This window comes from Pelagimonas sp. (assembly GCF_050633425.1).
Lineage (GTDB): Bacteria > Pseudomonadota > Alphaproteobacteria > Rhodobacterales > Rhodobacteraceae > Pelagimonas.
Genome location: NZ_JBOEGM010000016.1, coordinates 1 through 15039, shown reverse-complemented (window position 1 = coordinate 15039; position 15039 = coordinate 1). Strand labels below are relative to the sequence as shown.

At 56.3% G+C, this 15039-nt stretch carries 10 protein-coding genes; 6 read left to right on the top strand and 4 right to left on the bottom strand.

The features are described from left to right. Nucleotides 1-3 precede the first annotated feature (3 nt). The 3 genes from ACRBB0_RS13245 to ACRBB0_RS13235 are packed head-to-tail and all read left to right on the top strand — an operon-like array spanning nucleotide 4 to nucleotide 2559. The gene (locus ACRBB0_RS13245; RefSeq protein ID WP_431374916.1) at nucleotides 4-153 is read left to right on the top strand and encodes a hypothetical protein; all 150 of its coding nucleotides are present in this window, start codon (nucleotides 4-6) and stop codon (nucleotides 151-153) included. Continuing rightward, nucleotides 143-1636, top strand: a complete 1494-nt coding sequence (locus ACRBB0_RS13240) for a hypothetical protein (protein ID WP_431374915.1) — start codon at nucleotides 143-145, stop codon at nucleotides 1634-1636. Before ACRBB0_RS13245 ends, ACRBB0_RS13240 begins: the two co-directional genes overlap by 11 nt. Then, a complete protein-coding gene (locus ACRBB0_RS13235) occupies nucleotides 1633-2559 on the top strand; it encodes a site-specific tyrosine recombinase XerD (RefSeq protein WP_431374914.1) in 927 nt (308 codons plus the stop codon). Before ACRBB0_RS13240 ends, ACRBB0_RS13235 begins: the two co-directional genes overlap by 4 nt. A 30-nt stretch (nucleotides 2560-2589) precedes the next feature. Here ACRBB0_RS13235 and ACRBB0_RS13230 read toward each other — a convergent pair whose 3' ends face one another. Beyond that, nucleotides 2590-3438 (bottom strand): metallophosphoesterase family protein, encoded by an 849-nt coding sequence (locus tag ACRBB0_RS13230; RefSeq protein ID WP_431374913.1) that lies wholly within the window; start codon nucleotides 3436-3438, stop codon nucleotides 2590-2592. Nucleotides 3439-3508: 70 nt separating this feature from the next. Between ACRBB0_RS13230 and ACRBB0_RS13225 the strand changes: the two genes are divergently transcribed. The 3 genes from ACRBB0_RS13225 to ACRBB0_RS13215 all read left to right on the top strand — a co-directional run bounded on the left by ACRBB0_RS13225 (nucleotide 3509) and on the right by ACRBB0_RS13215 (nucleotide 8326). Then, nucleotides 3509-4840, top strand: a complete 1332-nt coding sequence (locus ACRBB0_RS13225; protein ID WP_431374912.1) for an HlyC/CorC family transporter — start codon at nucleotides 3509-3511, stop codon at nucleotides 4838-4840. A 399-nt stretch (nucleotides 4841-5239) separates the two neighbouring features. Next, nucleotides 5240-7648, top strand: a complete 2409-nt coding sequence (locus tag ACRBB0_RS13220; RefSeq protein WP_431374911.1) for a GcvT family protein — start codon at nucleotides 5240-5242, stop codon at nucleotides 7646-7648. A gap of 69 nt (nucleotides 7649-7717) precedes the next feature. After that, nucleotides 7718-8326 (top strand): nucleotidyltransferase family protein, encoded by a 609-nt coding sequence (locus ACRBB0_RS13215; protein ID WP_431374910.1) that lies wholly within the window; start codon nucleotides 7718-7720, stop codon nucleotides 8324-8326. A 47-nt stretch (nucleotides 8327-8373) separates the two neighbouring features. On the opposite strand, the gene ACRBB0_RS13210 is transcribed toward ACRBB0_RS13215, so the two are convergent. From ACRBB0_RS13210 to ACRBB0_RS13200, 3 genes are all read right to left on the bottom strand, one after another. After that, nucleotides 8374-8724 (bottom strand): hypothetical protein, encoded by a 351-nt coding sequence (locus ACRBB0_RS13210; RefSeq protein WP_431374909.1) that lies wholly within the window; start codon nucleotides 8722-8724, stop codon nucleotides 8374-8376. A gap of 242 nt (nucleotides 8725-8966) precedes the next feature. After that, a complete protein-coding gene (locus ACRBB0_RS13205) occupies nucleotides 8967-13031 on the bottom strand; it encodes a Hint domain-containing protein (RefSeq protein WP_431374908.1) in 4065 nt (1354 codons plus the stop codon). A 224-nt stretch (nucleotides 13032-13255) separates the two neighbouring features. Then, nucleotides 13256-15039 (bottom strand): Hint domain-containing protein (locus ACRBB0_RS13200; RefSeq protein WP_431374907.1); only part of this gene is annotated, 1784 nt, incomplete at its 5' end.

The window sequence follows — 15039 nt, the reverse complement described above, 5'->3', positions numbered from 1 at the left end:
CGCATGGGGCGCATTTTGAAATGGCTGTTTATATTGGCTCTGCTTGGCGCTTTGGCGCTGGTGGCATATGCCTATATCGGCCCGTTTTTTGGGGCAGATTTCAGCCCTCCACAAACAGAAATTCATTTACCTGTTGAGCTGGATGCAAATTAAACCGATTCTTTGGGCGCAACTGGCCCTGGCAGTCCTGCCAACATTTGCCGCAGGCCAATCCAGCCCGGCGGCCCAAAACGCACCCGTTGCGCAAAGCGCCCTGCCGCCAAAAATCGAATCGACACCGCTGCAGGCCCAAGGCCCAGGCGCGGTTGGTTTGCTTCCCAGTTCCAAGACCGGGCTTCCCGGCACTTTGTGGCTGGGGTCTGATCCCAAAACACTGTCAAACCTGATCCGTGCCGTTGAGCAACCTGTTCCGGCACTGCGCGGGCTGATGCGAACGCTGATGCTGGCCGAGGCAGACCCGCCCCAAACCGGCGCGAATTCAGTTGCCCATTTGGGGCTTCGTCTGGATTGGCTGCTGGATCATGGTGCTGTGGATGAAGCTTTGGCGATGCTTGATATTGTCGGCGTTGATGATCCACAGCTCTTTTCGCGGTGGGCCGACTTAAACCTATTGGTCGGACGTCCTGAACCGGTCTGCCGAACCTTGATGGTGCGCCCCCGTCTGTCGAACGACTTTGCTCTGCGAATCTATTGCACGGCCCGCGGCGGCGATTGGAACCGCGCAGCCCTGATCCTGCGCAGCGCCGAAACCCTGGGGGAACTGGATAGCCGAAACGCAGATTTGCTGGCCCGTTTCTTGGACCATGAACTGCACGAAGACAGCCAGACATTGCTGCCCCCTGTCCGGCCAACACCGTTGGAATTCCGTCTCTTTGAGGCCTTGGGCGAACCCTTGCCAACAGCCCCGCTGCCATTACAATTTTCGGTTTTGGACTTGGGGGGCGACAATGGCTGGCGCGCTCAGCTCGAAGCCGCTGAACGGCTGGCGCGCATAGGCAGTCTCCCGGCAAATCAATTGCTTGGCTTGTATACCCAACGTCGGGCCGCAGCTTCTGGAGGTGTCTGGGATCGCGTCAGCGCCCTTCAGGACTTTGAGCAAGAGCTCTCAAACGGCAGACCTGACGCCATCGGGCGCGCCTTAGAAAAAGTCTGGCCCCAAATGCGGAGCGCCCGATTACTAGACCCCTTTGCGGAATTATTTGCCGCTGAACTTGCAAAATACAAACTGACGGGCCGCGCCACTGACATCACCACACGTGCGGTCTTTTTATCCCCCCAATTCGAAGAATTGTCAGTGCAATTGGCCCAAAACGATGTCGAAACCCGTTTCTTGACCGCGATTGCACGCGGCGAGGCACCGGAATCCGACAATCTACCAGATCTGGATCATGTCGCAGCGGTGGCTTTGGGGTTCGGCGCGGCACAGATTCCACGCGCCCTGCAAGAACAGGTCGAACAGGGCCGTTTGGGCGAAGTCATCTTGCGCGCTATGTCTCTTTTTACCAGCGGCGCACAGGGGAACGGTCAGGATTTGACCGATGCCTTGGCCACATTCAGGGCTCTGGGGCTTGAAAGCACCGCTCGTCGATCCGCATTGCAATTGGTTATTTTAGATGCGGAAAGAGCACGCAGATGACGTCGAACCGGTGGATCAGTGTTTTCCTTGAAGCAATCGCGGCAGAACGCGGGGCGGCGGCGAATACTTTGTCAGCCTATGAGCGCGATCTCGATCATGTCGCCGCCTGGCTGTCGGAGCAGGACCAGGATTTTGCCGGGGCGGAGCGCTCTGACATCGAAGGGTATTTGGTACATTGCGATGTTGTGGGGCTGTCGCGTGCAACGCGGGCCCGACGCCTCTCGGCGATCAAACAACTGTATCGGTTCGCTTTTGAAGAAGGGCTGCGCAAAGACAACCCAGCTGTGCAAATCACCGGACCGGGCCGCGACAAACGTCTTCCCAAGACACTGTCGACCGAAGAAGTTGACAGGCTTTTGGACGCTGCCAGCAACCATGGCCGCACGCAACAAGATCGGCTTCGAAACACCTGTTTGATGCAAGTGCTCTATGCCACAGGCATGCGTGTAACAGAATTGGTGTCCTTGCCAGTATCGGCAGCGCGGGGCGATCCCAGAATGCTTTTGGTGCGCGGCAAAGGCGGCAAAGAACGGATGGTCCCGCTCTCGCCGCCCGCCCGGCAGTCTTTGGCCGACTGGTTGCAGGCGCGGGATGCGCAAGACGCTCTGGCGCAAGAAAAAGGCAAGGCTGCCTCGACCTTTCTCTTCCCATCTCGTGGCAAGTCAGGCTATCTAACGCGTCACGCTTTTTACATGCTTATCAAAGAGTTCGCGCTCGAAGCTGGTGTATCACCTGAAAAGGTCACGCCGCATACATTACGCCATGCCTTTGCGACCCATCTTCTCGCCAATGGCGCGGATTTACGGGCCATTCAAACGCTTTTGGGCCATGCAGATGTGGCGACCACTGAGATTTATACCCATGTGCTGGAAGAGCGGCTCAAAGAGCTGGTTTTGGAACATCACCCGCTGGCGGATGACTAACGCCGACCTCGGACGACTTTTGACCAATAGCTAAACCTCGGATCCCGCACGTTGTTTGCGCAGCTCCAAGGGGAGCACATCCTCAGATGGCCAAAACCCTGATGTGAGGCCTTGGTGATAGCCTTGGATCAAACCAACCCTCTCCATCTGTGCCCGAGCGGCCTGTGCATCATAGCTTAGTCGGTGAAATGTGATTGTTCCCGCGTCAAACACCGCATAGCGCGTTGCACGCCCCCCGTCATTTGGCGGCATGCCAATAACACCGGCGTTGACCCAGCGAACATCTCCTATTTGGCGTTCGAAAGGAATGCCACTATGGCCGGAAAACACAAATCGCGTTCCACAGCTTGTGCCTTGGTCCAGGCCGATCAGCGCATTCAGCTCCTCGTCAAAATCCGCTTGAGGAGACGTCGACCAGAGAAACCGACTGACATCGGTAAAACCGCCATGGATGCACAAACTGGAACGCTCCCGGTTGTCGGGCCCAAAGCTCACGGCATCCGGAAGAGACGCCATCCAATCCCGCGCGTCTTGGTCTAACCGGCTGCCGGCAAAGGTAAACCAGGCTGCTGACAATCGATCACAGGCTGTGCCCTCTTCAAAGCCGCATCCGCAGTCAAGCGCCTGCGCCGCGAGTTGTTTCTCACAATTTCCCGCGACAACAGCACAGCCCCAATCCCGGATTTCTGCGACAGTTTCGGCAGGATGACCGCAATAGGCCACAACATCCCCCGTACAAATGCAGCGCTGTGGCGGAATGCCCAATCGCTCAGCCTCAGAGCGCATCGCCTGTGTCGCCTGTAAATTGGAATATGGGCCGCCAAAAATCAAAACTGGCCCGTCATGAACAAAAAGATGCTCAATGCAGAACATATCCATGGCTAGCTCCTCTTGATTGCGCGCCGCCCCGGCCCCATAACCTGCGTAACTCTAGAGGAAAGCCATACATATGGAAGCCGAGACCAGCCTAATTGACTCCGCGTTTTGGATCACATCCTTGTCAATTTTGGCACTTTTGACCCTGTCCGCCTTTTTCTCCGGCTCCGAAACGGCGCTGACGGCTGCATCGCGTGGCAAGCTGCGGGCTGCCCATGACAAAGGGTCGCTCGGGGCGTCCAAGGCCCTTGAAATCACCGAAGACAATGAGCGTCTCATCGGGTCCGTTCTTTTGGGCAATAACCTGGTGAATATTCTCGCCACGTCACTGGCGACGGCATTGTTCACGCGGGCCTTTGGCGAAAGCGGCGTCGCGCTGGCGACTTTGGTGATGACCTTGTTGGTCCTGATCTTTGCCGAGGTGCTGCCGAAAACCTACGCGATCACCAACCCCGAAACGGCCGCTGCAAATGTTGCCGGGCCGATCAGCATTGTCGTGCGGATGTTCGCCCCAATGGTGTCTGCTGTACGGCTATTGGTTCGCGGAGTTTTGCGATTATTCGGGGTTAAAACCGATCCTGACAGCCACATTCTCGCTGTGCGTGAGGAAATCGCCGGAGCTCTTCAGTTGGGGCATTCCGAAGGTGTTGTCGAAAAGGAAGACCGCGATCGTATTTTGGGTGCCTTGGATTTGGCGGAACGCACCGTCGAAGAAATCATGTTGCACAGGTCCGGCATTGAAATGATCAACGCCGATGACGCCCCACAAGACATTCTGGAGCAATGTCTTCAAAGCAGTCACACCCGCCTGCCTGTTTTCCGCGATGACCCGGAAAACATCATCGGTGTCATCCATGCCAAAGACCTTCTTCGGGCGATGTATAGCCTTTTGGACGGGGCCGAAACTGCGGCTGATGCCTTGAAAGGGTTCAAGGTAACGGACGTCGCCATGCGCCCCTATTTTGTTCCGGACACCTCGTCCTTGGATGACCAAATGCGACAGTTTTTACGCCGGCGTACACATTTTGCGCTGGTGGTCGATGAATATGGATCGTTGCAAGGTCTCATAACACTGGAAGACATCCTTGAAGAGATCGTCGGTGAGATCACCGATGAGTTCGATCCAGATGCCGAACAAGAAATCCGCAAGGCCGACGATGGCGATTACCTGATTGAAGGCGCAATGACGATCCGGGATTTCGTCAGAGCCACCGATTGGACCTTGCCCGACGACGAGGCTAACACCGTGGCTGGTCTTGTCATCCACGAGGCCCAGATGATTCCGGTCGTTGGACAGGTGTTTTCCTTTCACAACTTCCGTTTCCAGGTCGTTGAACGGGAAAACAACCGGATCACTTTGCTCAAAATGCGCCCTTTGATCAGCAAATCCACTCAGGCCGACTAGGCGGCCTGAGGCGGGTTAAGGCGTGAGCCGCATTTCGCCGTATCTATCTGAGCCGCTCTCCCGCTCTTTGCACTTAGACCACCGTTTCTAACCCGCAGTTTGTGCATCACTTCCACGCACTTGACAGGTGCATCATCACCGCCTGCATATTGGGTTTGTTTTGGCTGCCTGTTACTCATGTTGGCCGACCTTTGGGACACTTCGTTTTGCCGAGGGCTTAACGGTAATGGTGTCCTCAGCGGTTTATTGTAAAACAGCCAAGCGCCGAATTTCCCCAACTTGGAGAGCAAAACCGACAAGATGTGTCGCGTTTGGGAAAAGCGGTTGCGACATTCGCTTCCTACACTTGGGCATCACCCGATAAATTTCGCCCACCGCATTTCGCCCGAGGAGACTGCCATGAAGACCAGCACCCGTGTTGTCGTGATCGGAGGGGGCGTTGTCGGGGCCTCGGTTTTGTACCATTTGACCAAATTAGGATGGTCAGATGTCATGTTGCTAGAGCGATCAGAGCTCACATCCGGGTCAACCTGGCACGCGGCTGGTGGGTTTCATACGTTGAACGGCGACACCAATATGGCGGCGCTGCAGGGCTACACAATCGGCCTGTACAAAGAGCTCGAAGAGATCACCGGCATGTCTTGCGGATTGCATCATGTTGGGGGGCTCACGCTTGCCGACAATCAAGACCGCTTTGACATGCTGTTGGCAGAACGCGCCAAGCACCGCTACATGGGGCTCGAGACCGAGATTTTCGGACCTGAAGAGATCAAGACATTTGCGCCGATCATCAATACTGATGGGCTTATTGGTGCGCTTTATGATCCGTTGGATGGGCATTTGGACCCCTCCGGCACCACCCACGCTTATGCCAAAGCCGCGCGTCTGGGCGGGGCTGACATTGTAACCCATACGATGGTCAAGGAAACCACCCAACGCCTGGATGGAACCTGGGACGTTGTGACAGATAAAGGCACGATTCACACAGAACATGTGGTCAACGCTGCGGGGCTTTGGGCGCGTGAAGTTGGCGCGATGGCGGGGGTGTATCTTCCCCTTCATCCGATGGAGCATCAGTATATTGTCACCGATGACATCGCTGACATTTACAGCCGCGACACCGAACATCCCCATGTGATGGACCCCGCCGGTGAGAGTTATCTGCGCCAAGAAGGGCGCGGTCTTTGTATCGGGTTTTACGAACAACCCTGCCGTCCATGGGCCGTGAAAGGCACGCCCTGGAGCTTTGGGCACGAGCTTTTGCCAGATGATTTTGACAAGATCGAAGACAGTATCGCCTTTGCTTACAAACGGTTTCCGGTTTTGGAAACCGCAGGCGTCAAATCGGTCATTCATGGGCCGTTTACCTTCGCCCCTGACGGCAACCCACTGGTCGGCCCCATTCCCGGTCTGCGCGGATATTGGAGCGCCTGTGGCGTGATGGCGGGATTTAGTCAGGGCGGCGGCGTCGGTTTGATGCTGGCGCAGTGGATGGTCCACGGCGAATGCGAACGCGATACAAGTGCCATGGATGTGGCGCGGTTTGGCGACTGGGTGTCCCCCGGTTACACTCTGCCCAAGGTGATCGAAAACTATCAAACCCGCTTCTCAGTCTCCTATCCAAACGAAGAGCTGCCCGCTGCCCGGCCCAACCGCACCACTCCCATGTATGACATCTACGACAAGATGGGGGCCGTCTGGGGCCAGCAAAACGGGCTTGAAGTGGTGAATTATTTCGCAACGGGCGACGAACCACGATTTGAAACTCCAAGTTTCCGCCGGTCCAACGCGTTTGCGGCCACCGCGCGCGAAGTTCACGCCGTCCGCAACGCCGTCGGCATCAATGAAACCCATAATTTCGGCAAGTATGTGGTCACCGGTGCAGATGCGCGCAATTGGCTTGATCGGATCATGGCCGGTCGGATTCCCAATCCCGGCCGTTTGTCACTATCGCCGATGCTTGCTCCGTCGGGGCGCATCATTGGCGATTTTACCGTATCGTGCCTGTCTGAAACTGAGTTTCGATTGACAGCCTCTTACGGGGCACAGTCCTATCACATGCGCTGGTTCTTACAGCATTTGGACGGTGACGTTCAGATAGAAAATATCAGCGACCGCGTCACCGGATTCCAGATTGCTGGCCCGCACGCACGCGATGTTCTGGCCGCCTGTACACATGATGACCTCGCCGAGATCCGGTTTATGGACCTGCGAAAAATGGTCGTGGGAATGACTGAGTGTCTTGTCCAGCGTGTAAGCTACACTGGCGACTTGGGCTATGAAATATTCTGCGATCCCATGGCACAGCGTCAGCTGTGGCAGACGCTCTGGGATGCAGGTAGCGCCTTTGGGATGAAACCTTTTGGCATGCGCGCGATGATGAGCCTGCGGTTGGACAAGCATTTCGGTTCATGGGGACGTGACTATTCACCCGATTATACGCCAGCAGAAACCGGCCTTGATCGCTTTATCGCGTGGAAGAAACCGGCGGAGTTCATTGGTCGGACCGCAGCCGAGGCGGAACGTGACACACCGCCTGATCGCATGCTTGTCGCCTTTGAAGTCGACGCCGAAGATACCGACGTCAACGCCTATGAGCCTGTTTGGATTGATGGGAAAGTACAGGGTTTTTGCACTTCGGGCGGGTATTCGCACCACTTAAACAAATCAATTGCGCTGGCTCTGATTCCACGAAAGCTCTACAAGGACAACTTGAAGGTGCAGATAGAACTCCTTGGAAAGATGCGCAATTCCACTCTTATTCAAGAAATACCATTTGACGCAGATGGCGCGAGGATGCGCGGATAGCACAACCTAAGCGGTACTTTCGCAAAGAAACCTCTGCGCGTTTGCGCCATTCTGGTCTATGGTGCGGCCATGCTAGATATTGCTATTGTGATTCCCGCCGCCGGGGCAAGCCGACGGATGCGGGGCCAAGACAAATTGCTGCAGGAAATCGACGGCGTGCCCTTGTTGCGCCGCCAGGTTCAGATCGCTTTGGCGACAGGGGCGCATGTTTGCGTCACCCTGCCCGATCATGACCACCCGCGCGCGGCGGCGCTTCAGGGCTTGCCGGTTCAAATCGTTGCCGTGCCGGATGCTGCGCTTGGCATGTCTGCCTCCCTGCGGCGCGGCGTCGGCCTGCTGCCGCGCAATCTCCGCGCAGTGATCATTCTACCCGCCGACATGCCGGACCTCGAAACAGAAGATCTGCTGGCTGTGTATCAGGGGTTTTGCAACGAGGCCCATCCAACCTTGCAACAAGCTACCAGTGCAGATGGCAAGCCCGGACATCCGGTCTTGTTCCCGTCTGATTGTTTTATGGCGTTGATGTCTGTGTCTGGCGATCAAGGCGCGCGGCAGGTGCTGCGTGACAACAAACATCGGTTGCGCCATGTCGCCTTACCGGGCGATCGCGCGCTGACTGACTTGGACACGCCTGAGGCTTGGGACAGCTGGTATGCCCGGCAGGCCGCTTTGGTATAGGCGCGGCTAGGCGGTTCATTCCGGCGCGATGGGGGCGTCTATCACCGTCATTTTGGTCTGGCCAAGCAGGCAATAAGCGCGGCTAAGTCGCAAAAGCATGTCATCGCGTTTTTGGCTCTGAGCAAAACCTTCGCCGAACACACGTTCAAGCTGTCGGGTCGAAACAGCGACTTCGGCGGCACATTGCGGCGGGTTGATAAGGGCACCAAATGGATTGCTATGACCTCAACCCCCGCCACAAGAGGCGCATATTGCCCCGTGCGGATGCAAAGGCTTAGGGTCTGGACCAAGGCGACTTGCCGCACGTGTTGCAAGGTCACATGGGTCATGCCTTCAGACACTGAATGGGTAAAATCCCCAAGACAGATCAAACGCAGCCCGCCAGCCAAAACTGACACAGCGTTTTTTCGTCTGATGCGAAAGGCCTTGCGCTGAGATCTTGGTTCGAAAGATCTCTCTCGATCCACATCAAGACATTGCCAATCCAGCATCCCTGTTGCCGACGCCACCGACAACAACCGATTGTTCGAATGTTAATAAATAGAAAATGCGTGGCAGTGGCCTGCACCGTTGCGTGCTTTGTCACCAACCTCTGCTTGAGATATCCATGCAAGCCCGTAGGAGCATCACATGCAACGTTTCACGCGCAGAGGTGAGACAACACAACCTGCGCCTGATAGGATTTCAAAGCTGGCCGGGCGGCTGCAAACCTAAGATTGCGACAGTCGGGTTGCGCCAGATCGGGGAACAGTGACAACAGTTCGCGACGCTGTGCGCCGTCCAATCCCGCTAAGAACAAATCGCCGGGCTGAAAGCTTTCGGTCCAACACCCATCTGATTTGACCAATTCGTGCCGGTCAAACATCAGATGAATATAACGCACCCCCTGCTGTGGCACAGCGCGCCTTACCCCCGGCAGATGAAGCAGATCCTGAGCCGCGACCAGCACGTCGTCTTCGCCTGTCCACAGCTGCACTTGAGCATTGCCCAGCGCGATCCGGTGCTGAGGAGACACCATCATGTCGCGCTTTGGAACCCCAGCGCCCAGCGCACCCTGCTTGATACGGATAGGTTGCAGATTGCGCTCGGCCAAAAGCTCATCTTTGGTCAAGATTTTCGACCCAATCCAGCGCACCGGCTTCACTCCACTGTCGCGGGTCTGAACCAGATCACCAACCCGAACATGTTCGGCACGTTTTTGTCCTTTGTCCATCTTGATCCGGGTGCCAGGTGTAAAACAGGGCGTGTAATTGATTTGTTCGATTTCCGAAAACGTCAGCACCGATCCGTCAAGCCATGTAACTGTGCCAGACTCAGTCCCAAGCATATCAATCGTGGCTGGCCCGGTGATATTGAGCGTATCGCCCCCCGTTTCCCCACCTTCGCCACCGGTGATCGTGGCGTTCCCTGTTGCCATCGACGCGGCGGTTGTTGTGAAGGTGTCGTCTCCATCGTCGCCTTGGGCTGTATCGCCAACGCCAATGGAAAAGAAATCCTCCCCAGCGCCCCCTTCGAGGGAGTCGGCACCAGCGCCCCCCTCAAGAGTATCGTCACCGGTGCCACCCAACAGCGTATCGGCCCCGGCACCCCCGGTCAGGGAATCCGCATCAGCGTCACCCAAAAGCGAATCCTCGCCGTCACCACCGTGGATCGTGTCTGCCCCCGCATCGCCATGAATGGTGTCAGCACCATCCCCGGCATCGACACTATCAGCCCCCCCGTTGACGTGGAGATGATCACCTCCGCTTGACCCGGTCACTGTATCGGCATGGTCTGTCCCCGAGGTCTCTTCGATCTCAGTAAAGCTAAGAGTGTCGGCTCCCTGGATGATGACACCGGATTCAGTATCAGCGGCCCCGTTCTGGCTGAGATCAATGTTCACACCGGCCGTCAGGTTCTGAAGATCAAGCGCATCGTTGTCGGACACAAGCGTAATGGTTTCGCCCCCGGTGACGGTGTCCGAACCAAACCCGTCAGATAGAACAAAGGTGTCAGAGCCCGCACCACCGCTTAGGCTGTCATCGCCGCCCCCTCCCGCAAGAGTGTCATCTCCCTCCTCTCCTACAAGCGTATCTGAACCGCTGCCACCAAGCATGCTATCTGCACCCTCACCGGCTTTTACGTATACGCCAACGGTCGATGCAGACGCATCCAGCGTGTCGTCGGAGTCGGTGAGGTTAAACTGTTCAATCTCAGAGAAACCAACGGTGTCAGCCCCAAAGGACATCGTACCGGTTTCGGTCCCAGCATAGGTGACTTCGATACCCGTGGTGGCGGTATACACTTGGACCAGGTCTTCGTCGGTGCCACCTTCTCCCCCGACAATCACATCATTGCCGGTTCCGGCCCACAGGCTAAAGAAATCGGAGCCGTCTTGCCCATAGACGGTGTCATCCCCAGTACCGAGACTAATGACATCGTCCCCGGACCCGGCATATACCACATCGTCGCCGCCCTGATCATAGAGCGTATCGTCACCGGCATCGGCCAACAATGTATCGTGACCATCCCCGGCCTGAATAAAGTCATTGCCTGCAACAGCATCTTCAGCGTCTAGGTAATCGTCGCCATCGCCACCAAGGACTGTATCCGCCCCGTCGCCGCCAAAGACCCGCGCGCCCGTATCCCCGGTTTCGATCCAGTCATTGCCCGCGTTGCCTTTGACCTCTCTGATACTGTCGTCAGCTTTGATCGTATCATCAAAAGCCGAGGCATCTATTTGCTCGATCCCGATAAGAACGTCACCCGCCGCTTCGCCACCGCTTTCGGGGGATCCATCGGTCAGGTCAATATTGATACCGGAACCAGAGCTCCAATAGGCCGCCACATCCCAATTGCCCAATGTGCCATCAATCGTGTCGGCCCCTCCCCCCCCTTCCAGCAAGGAATACGTAGACCCACCGGCGGAGTTACCAACGAGACTATCGTCACCCGCACCACCGCTGATGCTGTCGTTCCCGTCGCCGGTATAGAGCGTATCATCCCCTGAGCCGGCATTGATGTCATCGTTACCGGCACCACCATCGACAATCATGTTGTCGTCAGCTCCGGCCCCCCAGACCGTGTCATTCCCACTGGTGAGCGCAAAGCTCTCGATCTCTGAAAAGTTGATCAGATCGCCATTGTCTCCATTGGTCACCGTACCCGTTTCATTGGTCGTGATCCAAACGGCCAAACCTTGCGACATGGACGAGAAATCAAGCGTATCGTTGTCAACGCCTCCTTCCCCGCCTTGGATCAGGTCATTGCCAAACCCATAGCTGAAGGAAAACACATCTGATCCATCGCCGCCGTATAACACATCGGCCTCGGTTCCGCCGATAATGGTGTCATCCCCGCCCCCGCCAAAGACCGTATCTTCCCCCCATTGGCCAAGCAGGCTGTCTGCGCCTGTGCCGCCATCAAGACTGTCGTTATCGCCATCCCCATAAAGGGTGTCAGCGCCCTCTCCCCCAAGCAAGGTGTCTGCACCACTCCCACCGTCAAGCATGTCGTTGCCGGTGCCACCATCGACGCTGTCGGCCCCCTCCATCGCCCAGACATTGTCGTTGCCGGCCCCTGCGTTGATGCTGTCTTGCTGTCCGGTCATGCCAAAGGCACCCGACGCATCATTGTTATCGACCCAGTCGCCGCCCGCATCAAAATAGAACTGGCCAATGTCATCGTTGCCAGACGTACCCGTGACAATGCCATCGCTCGCTAGGAAAACAACGTTTTCAATATTTGTGAAACTCAGTGTGTCGCCCGTAGACAGGAAGTGGACCGTTCCGCTTTCGGGTGTTGTATAGTCTACGTGACTGACATCTCCCACATAGAGAAAATCGTTGTCGGACCCGGCTTCGCCCCCATCAACAGTGTCACCGGCATAGCCCCAAATGTGGTCTTCTCCGCCGCCGCCTGAAAGGCTGTCAGAACCAGCGCCGCCGGTGAGGGTATCGCCCTCATCACCGCCAAAAATGGTGTCATCTCCATCGGCACCGACCATTCGGTCATAGCCGATACCTCCCACTATGGAATCGGCCCCTGCACCACCATCGAGCCAATCATCGCCTTCGTCACCATACAGATCATCAAGACCATCCCCGGCAAGGACCAGATCATCACCCGTTCCGCCAAAGATCGTATCGGCTCCCGCGTCGCTCCAACCTCCGGCAAGGGTGTCTGCGCCAGCGCCGCCAAACAGTGAATCTGCCCCCAGACCACCATCGACAATGTCAGCGCCATCATTGGCATAAATCGTATCAGAGCCGCCGTCCCCAGAGAGGTAATCATCGCCGCCTTGCGACGTGATCAAATCTTCCCCATCCCCTGAATGGACCGTATTATTGCCCGATCCGGTGGTGATCGTATCGTTGCCCGCCCCCGCATCAATGACGTTATCAGCATCACCGACGTCTATGGTTTCAGCCTGACCGTCGCCTGTTACGGAGTTGACGCTGTGCTCAAGATCAAGACTGGTGAACAGGCTCCAATCGGTCGCCCCGCCCAATGTGGCATCCGCAGGGCCTGAATGTCCGCTCTCACCAATTGTAAAACTGCTGCCGCCATCGGAGATCGTGAGCACACCAGACGCTTTATCCAAGGTCACCGTATAACTGGCCGTCAATGCATTCAGGTCCAAGGTATGACCAGACGCAGTTTCGTGGATCCCCGACCAAAAAGCCGCAGAATTCCAGTTCGACGTTGTGACAGTGTAGACAGCCATGGAACCCACCCGAGATCTTCACCACCTTGGGAAAGATGGCACCCGGATTGATCCTATCTGGTGGGGGTTTTGCATTCAGATAACGAAATGCGGCAGAACAGAGGCATTTAGCCGGGATTTGAGTGCCACCATTAACGTCCCGTTCATACAAAAACGGGGCAGCCCAAAGGGCCGCCCCGGTCCGATCCAGCTATAAAGCCGGATCGAGCTGCATATTCAGCGAGTTACTTAGTCAGAAGCGCAGCTTCGTGCTTCTTGAGCGAGCGACGGGCAGAGCCATAAGCCTTGATCCCTTCGGCATGTTCCAATTCTGGGAACAATTCAAAGATTTCCTGACGCTGGGCGTTGCCGATGCCTTTGAGGCTATAATCGCCAGGCTGGAAGCTTTCGGTCCAGGCACCGTTCGACAAGATCACCTCGTGGTTCTCGAACATGACGTGGATGTAGCTGACGCCGAGGCTTTCAACTTCGTCCACACCGTCCAGACCGGTCAGATGCTTGGCTGCGACCAGAACTTCGCGCTCTTCAAAGTACAGAGCGGTCTTGTCATTGGCGACCAACACACGGTGGTTTGGCGAGACCAGCAGATCATGCTCAGGCAGGTTGTTGCCCAGCGCACCCTTCTGGATCAGGATCGGCTTGAAGTGAGGCTTGCGCGCCAAATCATGCCCGGTCAGGTCTTTGCGACCCAGCCATTTGATTTCCTGAATGCCGTTGTCCCGTGTGATAACACGATCACCTTCGACCAGATCTTCGACCAGACGCTCACCCGATGGGGTTGCAATCAGCGTCCCCGGTGTGAAGCAGACGATTTCTTCGATCTCAAAGAATTCCATGGTGCCGGTGACTTCACCGTCGCCGTTGAGATATTCAATGGTCCCGTCGATACCGTTGCCATTGCTGTCTGGCGATGTTTCCGTGATGCGCCAATCGACATCACGTTCACCTGCGCCACCCATATCAAGGATGTCCCAGTCGTCGCCTTCGGAACCACCGTCTACGGTATCATTGATACCCGCCGTTGGGCTGTTGACTTCGATAACATCACGATCCGCTTCACCGCGAATGAGGTCATCTCCGTCGCCACCGTCCAGAGTATCAGCGCCCTGACCTCCCAAGAGCGTGTCATCGTCGCCGCCACCCAAGAGGATGTCTTCGTCGATACCACCCAAGAGACGGTCATCGCCCGATCCACCAACCAGCGTATCGTCGTCATCCCCACCATAGAGTGAGTCATTGCCCAGCGCGCCGTCGATATAGTCACGGTCGTTCTCGGTGTTGACGTCAATGTCATCGGTCTGCGTCAAACCAGGTGTGTTTGAACCGTTGATATAGTCATCGCCCTGACCGCCATCCAGCGTATCGGAACCGTGACCACCAATGATCGAGTCATCGCCCTGACCACCCATGACCTCATCGTCGTCGATACCGGCGTCGATGGTGTCGTTGTCACCACCGCCGTCAATTGTATCGGCGTCGTCACCGGTAAAGATCAGGTCGTTGCCCAGGTTGCCCTGAATGCTGTCGCGACCGTCTTCTGTGTTTGGATCACGATCAAAACCAAGACCATTCAGAGGCGTGCCATCCGCAAAGGAAGGATCATCGTTCTCGTAATCCGAGAAGGTGTCGATACCCGCAAGGATAGTATCATCACCCTGACCACCCAGAATAGTGTCAGCACCTTGAATATCGTTGACGTAGTCATCGCCAGCACCAAGATCGACAAGGTCATTGTCAATGCCAGGCGCAATGCTGTCATCACCGCCACCGGCACTGATGGTATCCGCGTCGTCACCGGTTTCGATGGTGTCATTGCCCGCTGTACCAACAACGCTATCAAGGTCATCCGACGGATCCGGGTCTTGGTCAAAGCCGTTCAGCGGATCAAGAAGCTGATCTTCTGGAGCAACTGGGAAGACATCGGTATCAATCAGACCTTCATCAGGCGTCACAGAAACAACGATCTCGCCGGTGTCCGTACCACCGTTACCGTCATCAACGGTATAGG

Bases quoted from the DNA above. Each gene is read 5' to 3' on its own strand.
- ACRBB0_RS13245 (WP_431374916.1), top strand. From the start codon at position 4: ATGGGGCGCATTTTGAAATGGCTGTTTATATTGGCTCTGCTTGGCGCT.
- ACRBB0_RS13240 (WP_431374915.1), top strand. From the start codon at position 143: ATGCAAATTAAACCGATTCTTTGGGCGCAACTGGCCCTGGCAGTCCTG.
- ACRBB0_RS13235 (WP_431374914.1), top strand. From the start codon at position 1,633: ATGACGTCGAACCGGTGGATCAGTGTTTTCCTTGAAGCAATCGCGGCA.
- ACRBB0_RS13230 (WP_431374913.1), bottom strand. From the start codon at position 3,438: ATGGATATGTTCTGCATTGAGCATCTTTTTGTTCATGACGGGCCAGTT.
- ACRBB0_RS13225 (WP_431374912.1), top strand. From the start codon at position 3,509: ATGGAAGCCGAGACCAGCCTAATTGACTCCGCGTTTTGGATCACATCC.
- ACRBB0_RS13220 (WP_431374911.1), top strand. From the start codon at position 5,240: ATGAAGACCAGCACCCGTGTTGTCGTGATCGGAGGGGGCGTTGTCGGG.
- ACRBB0_RS13215 (WP_431374910.1), top strand. From the start codon at position 7,718: ATGCTAGATATTGCTATTGTGATTCCCGCCGCCGGGGCAAGCCGACGG.
- ACRBB0_RS13205 (WP_431374908.1), bottom strand. From the start codon at position 13,031: ATGGCTGTCTACACTGTCACAACGTCGAACTGGAATTCTGCGGCTTTT.